The sequence below is a fragment of the Azoarcus sp. PA01 genome (genome assembly GCA_001274695.2).
Lineage (GTDB): Bacteria > Pseudomonadota > Gammaproteobacteria > Burkholderiales > Rhodocyclaceae > Aromatoleum.
Window position 1 is genome coordinate 1905002 of sequence record LARU01000002.1, and the last position, 15044, is coordinate 1920045.

The 15044-nt window shown below is 68.2% G+C and carries 19 protein-coding genes; 16 read left to right on the top strand and 3 right to left on the bottom strand.

What is annotated here, in order from left to right:
- Window positions 1–13 precede the first annotated feature (13 nt).
- The 11 genes from PA01_09745 to PA01_09795 all read left to right on the top strand — a co-directional run bounded on the left by PA01_09745 (window position 14) and on the right by PA01_09795 (window position 8296).
- A complete protein-coding gene (locus tag PA01_09745) occupies window positions 14–1204 on the top strand; it encodes an acetyl-CoA C-acetyltransferase (GenBank protein KON81835.1) in 1191 nt (396 codons plus the stop codon).
- Window positions 1205–2350 carry an acyl-CoA dehydrogenase gene (locus PA01_09750; GenBank protein KON81836.1) on the top strand — a complete coding sequence of 382 codons (1146 nt, stop codon included), beginning with the start codon at window positions 1205–1207 and terminating at the stop codon, window positions 2348–2350.
- 50 nt (window positions 2351–2400) lie between these two features.
- Window positions 2401–3192: an enoyl-CoA hydratase/isomerase family protein gene (locus PA01_09755; protein ID KON81837.1), complete on the top strand. Its 792-nt coding sequence runs from the start codon at window positions 2401–2403 to the stop codon at window positions 3190–3192.
- Between the two features lie 22 nt (window positions 3193–3214).
- Window positions 3215–3880 (top strand): DUF4126 domain-containing protein, encoded by a 666-nt coding sequence (locus PA01_09760; GenBank protein ID KON82429.2) that lies wholly within the window; start codon window positions 3215–3217, stop codon window positions 3878–3880.
- A 114-nt stretch (window positions 3881–3994) separates the two neighbouring features.
- Entirely contained in the window at window positions 3995–4201 is a 207-nt protein-coding gene (locus PA01_09765) for a DUF1289 domain-containing protein (protein KON81838.1), read from the top strand.
- On the top strand, window positions 4198–4380 hold the full coding sequence (locus PA01_09770; protein ID KON81839.1) for a DUF1289 domain-containing protein: 183 nt from the start codon (window positions 4198–4200) through the stop codon (window positions 4378–4380). Before PA01_09765 ends, PA01_09770 begins: the two co-directional genes overlap by 4 nt.
- Window positions 4377–5297: an MBL fold metallo-hydrolase gene (locus PA01_09775; protein ID KON81840.1), complete on the top strand. Its 921-nt coding sequence runs from the start codon at window positions 4377–4379 to the stop codon at window positions 5295–5297. Before PA01_09770 ends, PA01_09775 begins: the two co-directional genes overlap by 4 nt.
- 87 nt (window positions 5298–5384) lie before the next feature.
- Window positions 5385–6263, top strand: coding sequence for an RNase adapter RapZ (gene rapZ / locus PA01_09780; protein KON81841.1), 879 nt, complete (start codon window positions 5385–5387; stop codon window positions 6261–6263).
- Window positions 6260–6649, top strand: a complete 390-nt coding sequence (locus PA01_09785; GenBank protein ID KON81842.1) for a NusG domain II-containing protein — start codon at window positions 6260–6262, stop codon at window positions 6647–6649. The genes rapZ and PA01_09785 overlap by 4 nt, the downstream gene beginning before the upstream one ends.
- On the top strand, window positions 6630–7172 hold the full coding sequence (locus PA01_09790) for a Gx transporter family protein (protein KON82430.2): 543 nt from the start codon (window positions 6630–6632) through the stop codon (window positions 7170–7172). The genes PA01_09785 and PA01_09790 overlap by 20 nt, the downstream gene beginning before the upstream one ends.
- A 140-nt stretch (window positions 7173–7312) precedes the next feature.
- A complete protein-coding gene (locus tag PA01_09795; protein ID KON81843.1) occupies window positions 7313–8296 on the top strand; it encodes an oxidoreductase in 984 nt (327 codons plus the stop codon).
- A 19-nt stretch (window positions 8297–8315) separates the two neighbouring features.
- On the opposite strand, the gene ruvC is transcribed toward PA01_09795, so the two are convergent.
- Entirely contained in the window at window positions 8316–8873 is a 558-nt protein-coding gene (gene ruvC / locus PA01_09800; GenBank protein ID KON82431.1) for a crossover junction endodeoxyribonuclease RuvC, read from the bottom strand.
- Between the two features lie 146 nt (window positions 8874–9019).
- On the opposite strand from ruvC, the gene PA01_09805 reads away from it, so the two are divergent.
- On the top strand, window positions 9020–9196 hold the full coding sequence (locus tag PA01_09805; protein ID KON81844.2) for a hypothetical protein: 177 nt from the start codon (window positions 9020–9022) through the stop codon (window positions 9194–9196).
- A 100-nt stretch (window positions 9197–9296) separates the two neighbouring features.
- On the opposite strand, the gene PA01_09810 is transcribed toward PA01_09805, so the two are convergent.
- On the bottom strand, window positions 9297–10643 hold the full coding sequence (locus PA01_09810) for a sigma-54-dependent Fis family transcriptional regulator (GenBank protein KON81845.1): 1347 nt from the start codon (window positions 10641–10643) through the stop codon (window positions 9297–9299).
- A 194-nt stretch (window positions 10644–10837) separates the two neighbouring features.
- Between PA01_09810 and PA01_09815 the strand changes: the two genes are divergently transcribed.
- Genes PA01_09815 through PA01_09830 form a run of 4 tightly spaced genes read left to right on the top strand, consistent with a single transcriptional unit; the run spans window position 10838 to window position 14142 of the window.
- The gene (locus PA01_09815) at window positions 10838–11368 is read left to right on the top strand and encodes a cytochrome C oxidase subunit II (protein KON81846.2); all 531 of its coding nucleotides are present in this window, start codon (window positions 10838–10840) and stop codon (window positions 11366–11368) included.
- Between the two features lie 14 nt (window positions 11369–11382).
- Window positions 11383–12870, top strand: a complete 1488-nt coding sequence (locus tag PA01_09820) for a cbb3-type cytochrome c oxidase subunit I (protein ID KON81847.1) — start codon at window positions 11383–11385, stop codon at window positions 12868–12870.
- Between the two features lie 10 nt (window positions 12871–12880).
- Entirely contained in the window at window positions 12881–13495 is a 615-nt protein-coding gene (locus tag PA01_09825) for an SCO family protein (protein KON81848.1), read from the top strand.
- Window positions 13492–14142, top strand: a complete 651-nt coding sequence (locus tag PA01_09830) for a hypothetical protein (protein KON82432.2) — start codon at window positions 13492–13494, stop codon at window positions 14140–14142. The genes PA01_09825 and PA01_09830 overlap by 4 nt, the downstream gene beginning before the upstream one ends.
- A 7-nt stretch (window positions 14143–14149) precedes the next feature.
- Here PA01_09830 and PA01_09835 read toward each other — a convergent pair whose 3' ends face one another.
- The gene (locus PA01_09835) at window positions 14150–15034 is read right to left on the bottom strand and encodes a DMT family transporter (protein ID KON81849.1); all 885 of its coding nucleotides are present in this window, start codon (window positions 15032–15034) and stop codon (window positions 14150–14152) included.
- Window positions 15035–15044: the final 10 nt, after the last annotated feature.

Here is a 15044-nt window from a genome sequence, read left to right on the forward strand (position 1 = left end):
CAGGAGAGAAAGCATGAATGATCCCGTTGTCATCGTTTCCGCCGCCCGCACGCCGATGGGCGGCTTCCAGGGCGATTTGTCGGCGCTGAGCGGCCCGCAGCTGGGCGCGGTCGCGATCCGGGCCGCCGTCGAACGCGCCGGGCTGAGCCCCGAAGCGGTGCAGGAAGTGCTGATGGGCTGCGTGCTGCCGGCGGGTGTCGGGCAAGCGCCGGCGCGCCAGGCTGCGCTCGGCGCCGGCCTGCCGCTGTCGGCCGGCTGCACGACGGTCAGCAAGGTGTGCGGCTCCGGCATGAAGTCGGTGATGCTCGCGCACGACCTGCTGGTCGCCGGCACGAACGACGTGATGGTCGCCGGCGGCATGGAGTCGATGTCGAACGCGCCGTATCTGCTGCCGAAGGCGCGCGGCGGCTACCGCCTCGGCCATGGCCAGGTGCTCGACCACATGTTCCTCGACGGCCTCGAGGACAGCTACTCGAAAGAGAACAAAGGTCGCCTGATGGGCACTTTCGCCGAAGACTGCGCGCGCCACTTCGACTTCAGCCGCGCTGCGCAGGACGAGTTCGCAATCGCCTCGACGATGCGCGCGCAGAACGCGATCCAGGACGGCAGCTTTGCCTGGGAAGTCGCGCCGGTGACGGTCCCGGGGCGCAAGGGCGACGTCGTCGTCGACCGCGATGAGCAGCCGCCGAAAGCGCAGATCGACAAGATCGCCGGCCTGAAGCCCGCGTTCAAGAAGGACGGCACCGTCACGGCCGCGAATTCGAGCTCGATCTCCGACGGCGCCGCGGCACTCGTGCTGATGCGCCGCTCGACCGCCGACAAGCTCGGCCTCGCGCCGCTCGCGACCGTTCAAGGGCACGCGACGCACGCGCAGGAGCCGCAGTGGTTCACGACCGCTCCGGTCGGTGCGGTGCAGAAAGTGCTCGCGAAGGCCGGCTGGAACGTCGGCGACGTCGATCTGTGGGAAATTAACGAAGCGTTCGCGGTCGTCACGATGGCAGCGATGAAGGAACTCGACCTGCCGCACGACCGCGTCAACGTGCATGGCGGCGCGTGCGCGCTCGGCCACCCGATCGGCGCGTCCGGCGCCCGGATCATCGTCACGCTGCTCGGTGCGCTGAAGAAATACGGCAAGAAGCGCGGCGTCGCGAGCCTGTGCATCGGCGGCGGCGAAGCGACCGCGGTGGCGGTGGAGCTCGTCTAAATGATCCTCACGCAAGAGCAGGAAATGATCCGCGACTCGCTCCACGCGTTCGCGCAGGAGCGCCTCGCGCCGTTCGCCGCCGAATGGGATCGCAACCACACTTTTCCGCGCGAAGCGCTCAAGGAGCTTGCCGAGCTCGGCGCGCTCGGCATGGTCGTGCCCGAGCAGTGGGGCGGCGCGGGGATGGACTACGTGAGCCTCGTGCTCGCGCTCGAGGAAATCGCGGCCGGCGACGGCGCGACCTCGACGATCGTCAGCGTGCAGAACTCGCTCGCGTGCGGCATTCCGAACCGCTACGGCTCCGACGCGCAGAAGGAAAAGTGGCTGAAGCCGCTCGCGAGCGGCCGGATGCTCGGCTGCTTCTGCCTCACCGAGCCGCACGTCGGCTCGGACGCTTCGGCGCTGAAGACCACCGCCGTGCGAGTGAACGACAATGACGGAGACGGCTGGGTCATCAACGGCGTCAAGCAGTTCATCACCACCGGCCGCGAGGCGGACGTCGCGATCGTGTTCGCGGTGACCGACAAGTCGGCCGGCAAGAAAGGCATTTCGTGCTTCCTCGTGCCGACTGCCACCCCGGGCTACAGCGTCGCGCGCATCGAGGAGAAGATGGGGCAGAAAGCGTCCGACACCGCGCAGATCCTGTTCGAGAACTGCCGCGTGCCGGCGGATGCGCTGCTCGGTGCCGAAGGCGAGGGCTACCGGATCGCGCTGTCGAACCTCGAAGCGGGGCGCATCGGCATCGCCGCGCAGTGCCTCGGCATGGCGCGCGCGGCGCTCGACGCAGCGGTGAAATACGCGCACGAGCGCGAGACGTTCGGCAAGCCGATTTTCGAGCATCAGGCGGTGAACTTCCGCCTCGCCGACATGGCGACGCAACTGGAAGCCGCGAGGCAGCTCGTGTGGCACGCGGCCAGCCTCAAGGATGCCGGCCGGCCGTGCCTCAAGGAAGCGTCGATGGCGAAGCTTTTCGCGTCCGAGATGGCCGAGAAAGTGTGTTCGGATGCGATCCAGGTCCATGGTGGCTACGGCTACGTGACCGACTTCCCGGTCGAGCGCATTTATCGCGACGTGCGCGTATGCCAGATTTACGAAGGCGCAAGCGACATTCAGCGCCTCGTGATCGGGCGCGCGCTGGAGGCGTGATCGACGGGCGCGGGCGCAGGGATCCGTCGCGTCACCAAACGGAGACAGGAATGCACTACGACACTCTCGAAATCGGCATCCAGGACGGCGTCGCGACCATATGGATGAACCGTCCCGACGTGCATAACGCGTTCAATGCGCAGCTGATCGCGGACCTGACCGCGTCGTGCCGCGAACTCGACGCCGACGACACGGTGCGCGTCGTCGTGCTCGCCGGACGCGGCAAGAGTTTCTCCGCGGGCGCGGACCTGAACTGGATGAAGGCGGCCGCCGCAGCCAGCGTCGAGGACAACCTCGACGACGCTCGCCGGCTCGCCGCCATGTTGCGCACGATCGCCGAAATGGGCAAGCCGACGATCGCGCGCGTGCAGGGTGCGGCGCTCGGCGGAGGCATGGGGCTCGCAGCGGCGTGCGACATCTGCGTCGCCGCCGAACCGGCAGTGTTCGCGACTTCCGAAGTCAAGTTCGGCATCATCCCGGCGGCGATCAGCCCTTACGTGATCCGGGCGATCGGCGAGCGCCAGGCGTATCGCTACTTCCAGACCGCGGAGCGGATCACCGCCGCGCGCGCCGCGGAGATCGGCCTCGCGCACGAAGTCGTCGCGGCCGCAGCGCTCGACGCGAAAGTCGCGGAGATCGTCGCGGCGCTGCTGCAGGGTGGGCCGAAAGCGCAGGCCGCGGCAAAGGATCTGATCCGCAACGTCGCGAACCGGCCGGTCGGCGACGCAGTCGTCGAAGACACTGCGCGCCGCATCTCCAGGCTGCGCGCGACGCCGGAAGCGCAGGAAGGTCTCGACGCTTTCCTGTCGAAGCGCCCGGCCGCCTGGGTGGCGCAGGGCTGAACACTGCCGCGCCGAGCGCGAGATGGATGACTTGGCCGGCTGGAGCACCGCGCTGCAGGGGCTGACGCCGCTGCTCGACTGGCGTGACGTTCCGCTCGATCTGGCGTCGCTCGCCGCGCTCGCTGCCGGCCTCGGCTGGGCGAGCGGGCTGCGGCTCTACGCGCTCGTCTTCGCGCTCGGCGCGCTCGAGCGCTTCGGCGGCGTGCAGTTGCCCGGCGGCCTCGAAGTGCTCGCGCACCCGGTCGTGCTCGGGCTGTCCGGTTTCATGCTCGTCACGGAGTTCTTCGCCGACAAGCTGCCGTGGCTCGACTCGGCGTGGGATGCGGTGCATACCTTCATCCGCATTCCCGCCGGCGCAGCGCTCGCCGCGGCAGTGATGGGCGACCAGAGCGGCGCGATGCAGGTCGCGGCAGGGCTCGCCGGCGGCACCCTCGCTGCCGGCACGCATTTCGCGAAGGCGGGCGCGCGAGCGGCGATCAACACGTCGCCCGAGCCGCTCAGCAACGTCACGACTTCGCTCGGCGAGGACGCGATGTTCGCCGGCGGGCTGTGGATGCTGCTGCAGCATCCTTTGTGGTTCCTCGTCGCGCTCGTCGTGTTCGTCCTGCTCGCCGGCGTGCTGATCGTGCTGCTGTGGCGCTTCATCGGCAAGCTGTTCCGGCCGCGCCCGCGACCGGGGGTTCCGTAAGTGCGACCACAGGGCGACTGACGCGAACCGAACCGGCCCGCAGCGGACCAAAGGCAACAACACCGCAACAAACGACACCCACACGACAACGACTCGCCCGACTCCGACGACACGATGAATATCGCTTCCCCCTGCATCAACATCTGCCGCATGAATGCGGCCACTGGCCTGTGCGAAGGCTGCTTCCGCTCGCTCGACGAGATCGCCGGCTGGAGCCGCCAGGCCGACGCGGAGAAACGCCGCATTCTCGACGCGATCGACCGGCGCCGCGCGCAGGCCCTCGCCGCGGCGAGCGCAGCGCGCGCGGAGGCGGCCCGATGAGCGATGCATTGTGCGTCGGCGTGTGCATGATCGACTGGGATAGCGGCGTGTGTCTCGGTTGCGGTCGCACGCCCGAGGAGATCGACGGCGTGCCGGTCGCGCCCGCCCCCGCGCAGACGCCGGCGAAAGTGCCGCTGCCGGCAAACGTCGCGGCACAGGTCGGCGAAGGGTCGCAATGAGCACGGCGCCGCAGCTTCCGGCGACGATCGCCGTGCTCGAGCGCGGCTGGCTTTCGTCGAACAACGTCGTGCTGTTCGACGGCGACGAAGCGACGCTGGTCGACAGTGGCTACGTCAGCCATGCCGCGCAGACGGTCGCGCTGCTGCACCGCACGCTCGACGGCCGGCGCCTCGCTCGGCTGATCAACACGCACTCGCATTCCGACCACATCGGCGGCAACGCCGCGGTGCAGCGGGCGTTCGGCTGCGCGATCACGGTGCCTGCCGGGATGGCGGGCGCCGTGGCCGAGTGGGACGAGGCAGCGCTGCTGCTCAGCACGGCCGAGCAGGCCGGCGAGCGTTTCCAGGCCGACGAGGTGCTGCGCGCAGGCGAGAGCGTCGCGATGGGGGGGCTGACCTGGCAGGCGCTCGAAGCGCCGGGGCACGACATGGACGCCCTGGTGTTCCACAACGCCGACCGCCGCATCCTGATTTCCGGCGACGCGCTGTGGCGCGACGGCTTCGGCATCCTGTTCGCGGACGTGCTCGGCACCGGCGACGGCATCGGCGCGGCGCGGCGCACGTTGGAGGCGATCGCGCGCCTGCCGGTCGATGTCGTCATTCCGGGGCATGGCGCACCGTTCGTCGAGTTCGACGATGCACTGGCGCGGGCGTTTGCCCGCCTGAAGGCGTTCGAGGACGACGGCGCGCGCATCGCGCGCAACGCGATCCGTGCGTGCATGACGTTCTCGCTGCTCGATCTGGGCTCGATCGCGCTCGATGAATTGCCCGAACATCTCGCGCGCGTGCCACTCTACCGCGAAGCCAACGCGCGTTTCCTCGGCCAGGCGCCGGAGGCGCTCGCCGACTGGCTCGTCGCGGAACTGTCGCGCGCCGGGGTCGCGCGCTGTGAAGCAGGGCGGCTGGTCGCGGCCTGAATGCTGTTTGCATTGGCGCGAGTGTTCGCCGCTGGCCTGCCTCTACGACTTTTGCCATAATCCCCGCGATAGGGGGAGTGTCCGGTCATGCAGATCGTGCTGATTAGCGGGTTGTCGGGTTCCGGCAAGAGCATCGCGCTGAAAGTGCTCGAAGACGTCGGTTATTACGCGGTCGATAACCTGCCCGCGACGCTGCTGCCCGAACTGGTGACCGAACTGCACGGCGCCGGCCACGAGCGTGTCGCGATCGCCGTCGACGTGCGCTCGGGCGCAAGCCTTTTGGCGCTGCCGCAGCAGGTCGAATACCTGCGCGGCATCGCCTCGGATCTGCGCGTGATCTTTCTCGATGCGCGCGACGACACGCTGATCGCGCGTTTTTCGGAAACCCGTCGCCGCCATCCGCTCGCCAGCGAAGGCGTGTCGCTCGCCGAAGCGATCCAGAACGAGCGCGACGCGCTCGCGAGCATCGCCGAACTCGGCCACCGCATCGACACCAGCGAACTGCAGGCGAACACGCTGCGCGCCTGGATCAAGGACTTTCTTGCGATCGAGGCGACCGAAGGGCTGACGCTGATGTTCCAGTCGTTCGGTTTCAAGTACGGCATTCCGCTCGACGCGGACCTCGTCTTCGACGTGCGCTGCCTGCCGAACCCGCATTACGATCTGCGCCTGCGCCCGTTCACCGGCAAGGACCAGCCGGTCATCGAGTTTCTCGACAGCTTCCCCGAAGTCGCGCGCATGTGCGAGGACATCCGCCGCTTCGTCGCGACCTGGCTGCCCAGCTACGCGCGCGACAATCGCAGCTACCTCACCGTCGCGATCGGCTGCACCGGCGGGCAGCACCGCTCAGTGTATATCGCCGAATGGCTCGGCCGCCAGTTCAGCGACACGCTGCGCGTGCTCGTGCGCCACCGTTCCGCGGCGCGCCGTATCGTCGACCACGGCGCCGACATGGCAGGCAAGTGAATCCGCGCCTCGCGGACTGGCTGGCGCTGCTGCGGCCGGGCGATTTCGCGACGCTCGCGGGCGCGCTCGCGGTATGCGTCGTGTCGGCGCTGCTGCTGTGGCGCGGCGGCGCCCCGGACAAGGCGATCGTGCGCGCCGGCGGCGCAGTGTTCGCCGAACTGAGCCTCGCGCAGCCGCAGCGCGTCGACGTCCCCGGGCCGCTCGGGATCACGCGCATCGAAGTCCAGCCCGGCCGCGCGCGCGTCCTCTCCGATCCCGGGCCGCGCCAGTATTGCGTTCGCCAGGGCTGGCTGAGCCGCGCCGGCGCGGTCGCGATCTGCGCGCCGAACGAAGTCAGCCTGAGCCTTTCCGGCGGCGCAACGGACTATGACACGCTCAACTATTGAGATTCATCCGAGCGCGGACGACCGGCGCATCGCGCGGCTGGCGACCGCGGCGATCGTGCTGACGGTGGCCGAAGCGGCGATTCCGCTGCCGCTGCCCGGAGTCAAGCCGGGGCTCGGGAACATCGTGATCCTGATCGTGCTGCTGCGCTGGGGCTGGCGCGATGCGGTATGGGTCGGGCTGCTGCGCGTGTTCGCGAGCAGCCTGCTGCTCGGGCAGCTGTTCGCGCCGGGATTTTTCCTCAGCCTCGCCGGCTCGCTGACGAGCCTCGCGACGCTGGGCGTCGCGAAGCACCTGCCGCGGCCCTGGTTCGGCGCGGTGAGCCTCAGCGTGTTCGCCGCGTTCGCGCACATCGGCGGGCAGCTCGTGCTCGCGCGCGCGTGGCTGGTGCCGCACGACGGCGTGTTCTATCTCGTACCGGTGTTTGCCGCGGCGGCGACGCTGTTCGGCGTCATCAACGGATTGGTCGCGGCGCGCCTGCTGCGGGACCGCATTGCCGTAGCGGCATGCGCAAGCAAGCGGTAGGGGAGAGGGGCTGGCAGCAATTTTGCTCGCTCGGGAAAACACCGGGACGCGCCAGATTTTGTTGTGCCGCTCAGGAGGCGAAACAGCCAGACCGTTTCCCCGGGCAGTTTCCGGGCGGATTTCCATCGAGAGGAGGCATCATGTTCAAGGCGGTACTGATCGAGAAGGACGACGCCGGCTACCGGGCGACGCTGACTGACGTCGATGACGCGCGGCTGCCCGATGGCGACGTCACGGTGCGGGTCGCGTATTCGACGCTGAACTACAAGGATGCGCTCGCGATCACCGGCAAGGGGCCGGTCGTGCGGCAGTTCCCGATGGTTCCCGGCATCGACCTCGCCGGCACTGTCGAGCACAGCTCGCACCCGGAGTACCGGGCCGGTGATCTGGTCGTGCTCAACGGCTGGGGCGTCGGCGAAGGACACTGGGGCGGGCTCGCGGAGAAGGCGCGGCTTGCCGGCGACTGGCTGGTGCCGCTGCCGGCGGCGTTCTCGCCGAAGCAGGCGATGGCGATCGGCACCGCCGGCTATACCGCGATGCTGTGCGTGATGGCGCTCGAACGGCACGGCGTGACGCCCGAAAACGGTGAAGTGCTCGTCACCGGCGCGAACGGCGGCGTCGGCAGCATCGCAGTGTCGCTGCTCGCAAAACTTGGTTACCGCGTCGTCGCCTCGACCGGCCGGCCGAACGAAGTCGAGTACCTGAAGGGGCTCGGCGCGGCGGAAATCATCGACCGGGTCCAGTTCTCGATGCCCGGCAAGCCGCTGGCGAAGGAGCGCTGGGCCGGCGCCGTCGACACGGTCGGCAGCCACACGCTCGCGAACGTCTGCGCGAGCATGAAGTACCGCGGTGTCGTCGCCGCGTGCGGCCTCGCGCAGGGCATGGACTTTCCGGCGACGGTCGCGCCGTTCATCCTGCGCGGCGTCACGCTCGCCGGTGTCGACAGCGTCTATTGTCCGCGGCCGGAACGCCTCGAAGCGTGGCAGCGGCTCGCGCGCGATCTCGATCCGGCCCATCTCGACCTGATCTCGCACGAAGTCGGCCTTGCCGACGTGATCCGCCTCTCCGGCGAGTTGCTTGCCGGAGAGGTGCGCGGGCGGCTGATCGTCGACGTCAACCGTTGAGCTTGCCGCCCCCCTGGCGTCAGCCCAGCTCCGGCGCGACGAGGATGCGCCCGGCGCGGCGCCTCCCGGCGAATGCGCCCGGCGTGCCTTGGCCACCGTGCGCGTGGCAGATCGCGCACGCGAGCGCGTCAGCCGCGTCCGCGCTCGGGCAGCCGTCGAGCGCGAGCAGCCGCTGCACCATGTGCTGGACCTGCTCCTTCGTGGCCTTGCCGTAGCCGACGACCGCCTGCTTGACCTGCAGCGCGGTGTATTCATGCACCGGCAGGTCGCACGACACGGCGCCGCAGATCACCGCGCCGCGCGCTTGCCCGAGCAGCAGCGTCGATTGCGGATTGACGTTGACGAACACTTTCTCGACCGCGACCTGGTCGGGCGTGTAGGCCGCGACGACTTCGCGCACGCCATCGAGCAGCGTCTTCAGCCGTCCGGGCAGTTCGCCGTCGCGGGTCCGGATGCAGCCGCTCGCGACGTAGCGCAGCTGGTTGCCGAGCTTGTCGATGACGCCGAAGCCGGTGATGCGCAGCCCCGGATCGAGTCCGAGAATGCGCGTGGCAACGACGGTGGAAGCGCTTTTCATGCCGCGCATTCTACGGGCCCTCGGGCAGCGGCGGGCGAATCGCGGCGGCACGACGTGGCATTCGTCGTACCGGCAGCGCGGTGCGCGCGAACGGTCAAGAACTCGCCGGTCGGGCGGCGGTCATGCACGATGAGGAACGAGCGACGATGACTCCGCAACCGGATCGGGTATATGTGGTCGAGCTGTGCAGCGGCGAGCTGCGGCACTGGCGTTTTCTCGGGGTGGACCGTCGCGAATCGGCGTGGTGGCGCGACGAGGAAACCGGGCGCACGTTCTCCGAAGCGAGCCTGATGTACGTCTGGGAGATCGTTGCGGAGGCGTGAACCGGTCCGAAGCGCCGCACGCGCTTTTTCAGATTCGCCCGGCCTGCCGCCCGGCGTCCGGTGTCCTTCATGAGCCCGCACGCGGCGCGGTGGCCGCCGCTCAGCTCCGGTTGAGCCGCTTCCACAAGGTCGTGCGCGACATTCCCAGGCGGCGTGCGGCTTCGGCGCGGTTGCCGCCGCACTGCTCGAGCATGCGCTGGATCTGCGCCTGCTCTTCGTCCGGCGTCACGTGCGTCGCGTAGTAGCGCGTCAGCGGCAGTGGCAGCAGCACTTCGTGGGTCGCCTCGACGGGCGCGACGACTTCGGGCAGCAGGTGCTGCGGCAGGATCGTCGCGCCGTCTGAATTGACCACTGCGTATTCGAGCGCGTTGAACAGCTGTCGCACGTTGCCTGGCCAGTGGTAGGACTCCATCGCGACGATCGCTTCCGGCGACAGCCGCAGGTCGGTGCGGCGGTAGCGTTCGCCGAGCTCGCCGAGCAGGCGGCTCGCGAGCAGCGCGATGTCCTCGCGCCGCTCGCGCAGCGCCGGCACGTGCAGCGGCAGCACGTGCAGGCGGTAATACAGATCCTCGCGGAACTCGCCGCGGCCGACCATCGCCGCGAGGTCGCGGTGGGTCGCGGCGACGACACGCACATCGACTTTGCGCGGGTGGTTCTCGCCGACGCGCACGATCTCGCGCTCCTGCAGCACGCGCAGCAACCGCGTCTGCGTCGCCGCGGAGATCTCGCCGATCTCGTCGAGCAGCAGCGTGCCGCCGTTGGCCGCTTCGAAGCGGCCCAGGCGAGCTCCGGTTGCGCCGGAAAACGAGCCTTTGGCGTGGCCGAAAAGTTCCGATTCCTCGAGGTTGTCGGGCAGCGAAGCGCAATGCACCGCGACGTAAGGGCCTTTCGCGCGCGCCGAATTGTCGTGCAGCGCGCGTGCTACCAGTTCCTTGCCGACGCCGCTTTCGCCGGTGATCAGCACGTTGGCTTCACTCGCCGCGACGCGCAGCACTTTCTGGTAGAGGTCCTGCATCGCGCGGCTGCGCCCGGTCAGCCCGCCGAGCTGCCAGCGGTCGCGCACTTCGGCTTCAAGTTCGAGTTCGCGCGAGCGGTCGCGCAGCACGATCGCGCAATACAGCCCCGAATCGTTCGGCGGCAGCAGCATCGCCCACATGCGCAGCGGAATGTCGGCGCCGGTCGGCGAGCGCACGACGATGTCCTGGACCTTGTCGTCCTCGCCTTTCGCCGGGGTCAGCGAACATTCGCCGCGCGCTTCGCAGGCCCGCGCGCACTCGGTGCCGCGGAACAGCGTCGGGCACAGTTCGTCGACGAGGCGCCGGTTGTCGTGTCCGATCATCCGCGCGGCGGCGCTGTTCATCTCGAGGACGCGGCGCGCCGGGTCGAGAAACAATACGCCTTCTTCGAGGCTGTCGAGAAATACTCGCAAGGTTGCCAGGCTCGGCATCTGAATCCTCCTTTTTGTTCAGACTGAACGTCCAGAGCGAACGTTCAGTTTCTCCTCGACGACATTCCAGCAGCTAAGCGCCAGGCGAAAAATGATTGTGATCAATGCTTTGCCGGATGTGGCACAGTGCTGGCTAAGAGAATGCAAGGGGGACGGCTTGTCCCGAAGACGATCGCATGACAGGAGAATTCACCGTGCAACCAATCGCTTGGCAAATATCGCTGGTGCTGATGGCGCTCGTCGCGTTCGGCTTTGCCTTTGTCGCCATCAATTCCGGGCGGCGCCAGGAAGACTATTCGCCCCTGCAAAAAAGTGCTTATCGCCTGCGCACGCGCCTTTTCTGGGGCCTCGTGCTGGTGTTCGGCCCGGCGATGATCTACACGCTGCTCGAGCTGCCGTACGACGCGGCGCGCGCGAACACCGGGGCGGGGCCGGTACAGGTCGTCGAGGCGACAGGTTACCAGTGGCGCTGGGAACTCAGTCAGGATCACGTCGCTGTCGGCCAGCCGGTCGAGTTCCGTATCACGAGCGCTGATGTCAATCACGGCTTCGGCATCTACGACGCGAACCTGCATCTGGTCGCGCAGACGCAGGCGATGCCCGGCTACACGAACACGCTGCGCCACACCTTCAGCGAGGAAGGGACGTACAAGATCCTGTGCATGGAGTACTGCGGCCTCGCGCACCACAACATGTTGACCGAAATCCGGGTCGGCGCTCAGTAACGGAGGAGACGAACGTGGCGACCTACACTTACGAACATATTCCCGACCAGGGCGCGAAAGCCGGCGTGCTGGCCTATCTCGCGACCTCGGCGGTCGTGCTGCTGCTGATGATGGTCTTCGGCCTGCTGATGCGGCTCGAGCAGGCGCAGTGGATCTCGCTCGGCGCGATCCGCTTCTACGAACTGATGACCTTGCACGGCGCGGGCATGGTCGGCATCGCGGCGATCGCCGGCGCGTCGATCATGTGGCACTTCCTGCGCCAGTACGTCGATCTGTCGGCGCGCATCTTCGTCGCGAACCTCGTTTTGTTCCTCGGCGGCGTCGTGATGATCCTCGGCAGCGTGCTGCTCGGGCATTTCCATGGCGCGTGGACGTTCCTCTACCCGCTGCCGGGCAAGTCGATGGGCTTGTGGAGCCCGGGCGCCGCAGCGCTCTTCATGAGCGGGCTGCTCGTCATCGGCGTCGGCTTCCTGCTGCTGCACCTCGACGTCGCACGCGCGCTCGTCGCACGCTACGGGAACTTCTCGCGCGCGCTCGGCTGGCCGCAGCTCTTCGGCCACGACGACGGCAAGGCTCCGCCCCCGACCATCGTCGCGAGCGCGATGGTCACCATCGTCAATGTCATCGGCCTGGTCGTCGGCGCGAGCATCCTGGCGATGATGCTGGTGAACCTCTACGTGCCCGAGTTCGACATCGATCCGCTTCTTGCGAAAGGCATGATCTACTTCTTCGGCCACATCTTCATCAACGCGACGATCTACATGGCGGTGATCGGCGTCTATGAGATCCTGCCGCGCTACACGCAGCGGCCGTGGAAGTCGAACAAGGTGTTCCTCGCGTCGTGGACCGCATCGACGCTGATGGTGATGTTCATCTTCCCGCACCATCTGCTGATGGACTTCGCGTTCCCGAAGTGGATGCTGATCATGGGCCACATCATCGGCTACCTGAACACCGTGCCGATCCTCGTCGTCACCGGCTACGGCGCGCTGATGATCGTGTATCGCTCGGGGATCCGCTGGGACATGGCGTCGAAGCTGCTGTTCCTGTCGCTGTTCGGCTGGGCGGCGGGCGCGATGCCGGCGTTCATCGACGGCACGATCACGGTCAACTACGTGATGCACAACACGCTGTGGGTGCCCGGCCATTTCCACACCTACCTGCTGCTCGGCATGGTGACGATGGTGTTCGGCTTCATGTACTACCTCGGCAAGCCGAGCGACGAGCACGACGATCATCTGGTCGACCGCATCGCGTTCTGGCTCTTCACGTCGTCGGTGCTCGGCTTCACGATGAGCTTCCTGTATTCCGGCAAGGAAAGCGTCGCGCGCCGCTACGCTGCCCACTTGCCCGAATGGGTGCCGTACGACCGCATCGCGTCGGTGTTTGCGGTGCTCGTGATCGCGTCGTCGCTGGTGTTCATCGTGCGCTTCTTCTCCCGCATCGGGCTCGCGCGCCACGACTACCAGCGTGCGCCGGTTGCGCGCAGCGCCCCCGCATGAGTCCGGGTCGATGAGTACGGCCGCGCGCAGCGTCGTCCTGACGGTGCTGGTGAGCGTTCTCGGCACCGGCGCGTTCTGGTGGGGGACTGACGGTTTCAGCGCATTCACCGCTGAAACCGCCCGCCGGGCGGACATCCTGCGCGCGCCGCGCCCGCTGCCCGCGGCGGTCCTCGAAGACCAGGACGGCCGCGTCTTCGGCCTCGACGACTACCGCGGGCGCTTGCTCGCGGTCGAATTCATCTACACGCGCTGCACGACGATCTGCCGCAGCCTCGGCATGGCATTCAAACAGATCCGCGACCGCGTGCCCGCCGACGCCCTCGGGCGGGACGTCGCATTGCTGAGCATCAGCTTCGACCCCGAGCGCGATGATTCGGCGAGTCTCAAGCTCTACGGCAGCAGTCACGGCGCCGATGGCGAGCACTGGCGCATCGCGCGAGTGCGGGACGCGGCGCAGCTGCAGGCGCTTCTCGAGGCGTTCGGCGTCGTCGTGATCCCGGACCGCTTTGGCGGGTTCGAGCACAACGCCGCGATCCACCTCGTCGACCGCGACGGGCGCCTCGTCGAAATCAGCGATCTCGAGGCGCCGCTGCAGTTTGCCGAGAAGCTCGCGGAGGCGCTGTGATCGCCGCGCTCGCCCGTCCGCAACTGGGTTTTCGCGTGCTCGGCGCGCTGTATCTGCTGCTCGCGGCGCCGCCGCTGCGCACAGCGCTCGAAGCGACGATGAGCGGCCACATGCTGGTGCAGATTCCGCTGCTCGCCGCGATCGGCTTCGTCGCGTGCCGCCTGCTGCCGGTAGCGTGGCAGGAGCGCCTGCTCGACGCGGGCGGCGGTGCGGTGCCGTATGTCGTGGTGGCGATCTTCGCGTCGAGCTGGTGGATGCTGCCGCGTGCGCTCGACGACGCGCTCGCGAGCCCGCTCGTCGAAGCGGTGAAGTTCATCAGCCTGCCCGGGCTCGTCGGGCTGCCGCTCGCGCTGGCGTGGCGCCGGCTCGGGCCGATCGGGCGCGGCTTCGTCTGGACCAACTTCATCAGCATGCTCGCGGTGCTCGGCTGGCTGTACATCGCCGCGCCGGTGCGCGTATGCAACAGCTACCTCGTCGACCAGCAGGAGAGTGCCGGCTGGCTGATGGTGAAGCTCGCGCTGCTGCTGTTCGCCGGCTGGCTCGGCAGTCTGTTCGTCGGCGGCGGGGGAAGTCCTGCGCTGTCGGCCGCGGAGCAGGCGGCCCCCCGGCGGGCGCCGAGCGGCGACGGTGGCCCGGAGCGCAACTGAACGGGCTTCAGACTTTGCGCGCGAGCCACACGCCGGACACGGCGATCACCATTCCGGCGAGCGCGAACCCGGTGAGCGTCTCGCCGAACAGCAGCCACGCCATCAGCGCCGTCGTCGGCGGCGTGAGATAGAACAGGCTCGCGACGTTGACCGCGCTGCCGCTGCGGATCAGCAGGTTCAGCAGGCTGATCGCGCCGAGCGACAGCACCAGCACCAGCCACATTATCGCGAACACGAACTCGCCGCTCCAGTCGATCTGCATCGTCTCGGTGCGGCTCGCGAAAAACGCGGTGACGAGCAGGCACGGCACGAACTGGATGACCGAGCCGGTGCGCAGGTCGAAGGACGGGCAGAAGCGCTTCTGGTACAGCGTCCCGGCGGTAATCCCGGCGAGCGCCGCGAGCGCCGGCGCGAGCATCCAGCCGAGCTGGGCGGACGATCCGTTGCCGAACGCGACCTTGTTGCTGACGACCAGCGTCACGCCGATGAAACCGAGCGCGAGCCCGGCCCATTGCCGCGCGGTGACGCGTTCGCCGAGCAGCCAGCCGGCGCCGAGCGCGGTGAGCAGCGGCTGCATGCCGACGACGAGCGCCGCGACGCCGGTCGGCAGGCCGCGGTGCAGCGTCATGAAGACGCCGCCGAGATAGGTCGCGTGCACGAGCAGGCCGGCGACGCCGATATGCGCCGCCTGGCGCCAGTCGTTCGGCCAGCGCGCGCGGGTCGCGAGCGCCAGCACGGCCATCAGCGCGATCACCAGCACATAGCGCGTCGAAAGAAAGGTCAGGGGCTCGGCGTAGGGCAGGCCGAACTTCGCGCCGATGAAGCCGGTGCTCCACAGAAGCACGAACAGCAGCGGGGCGGCGGCGGTGAGGGAAGGCGGCAGGGTCGGCATCGGTCAGCGG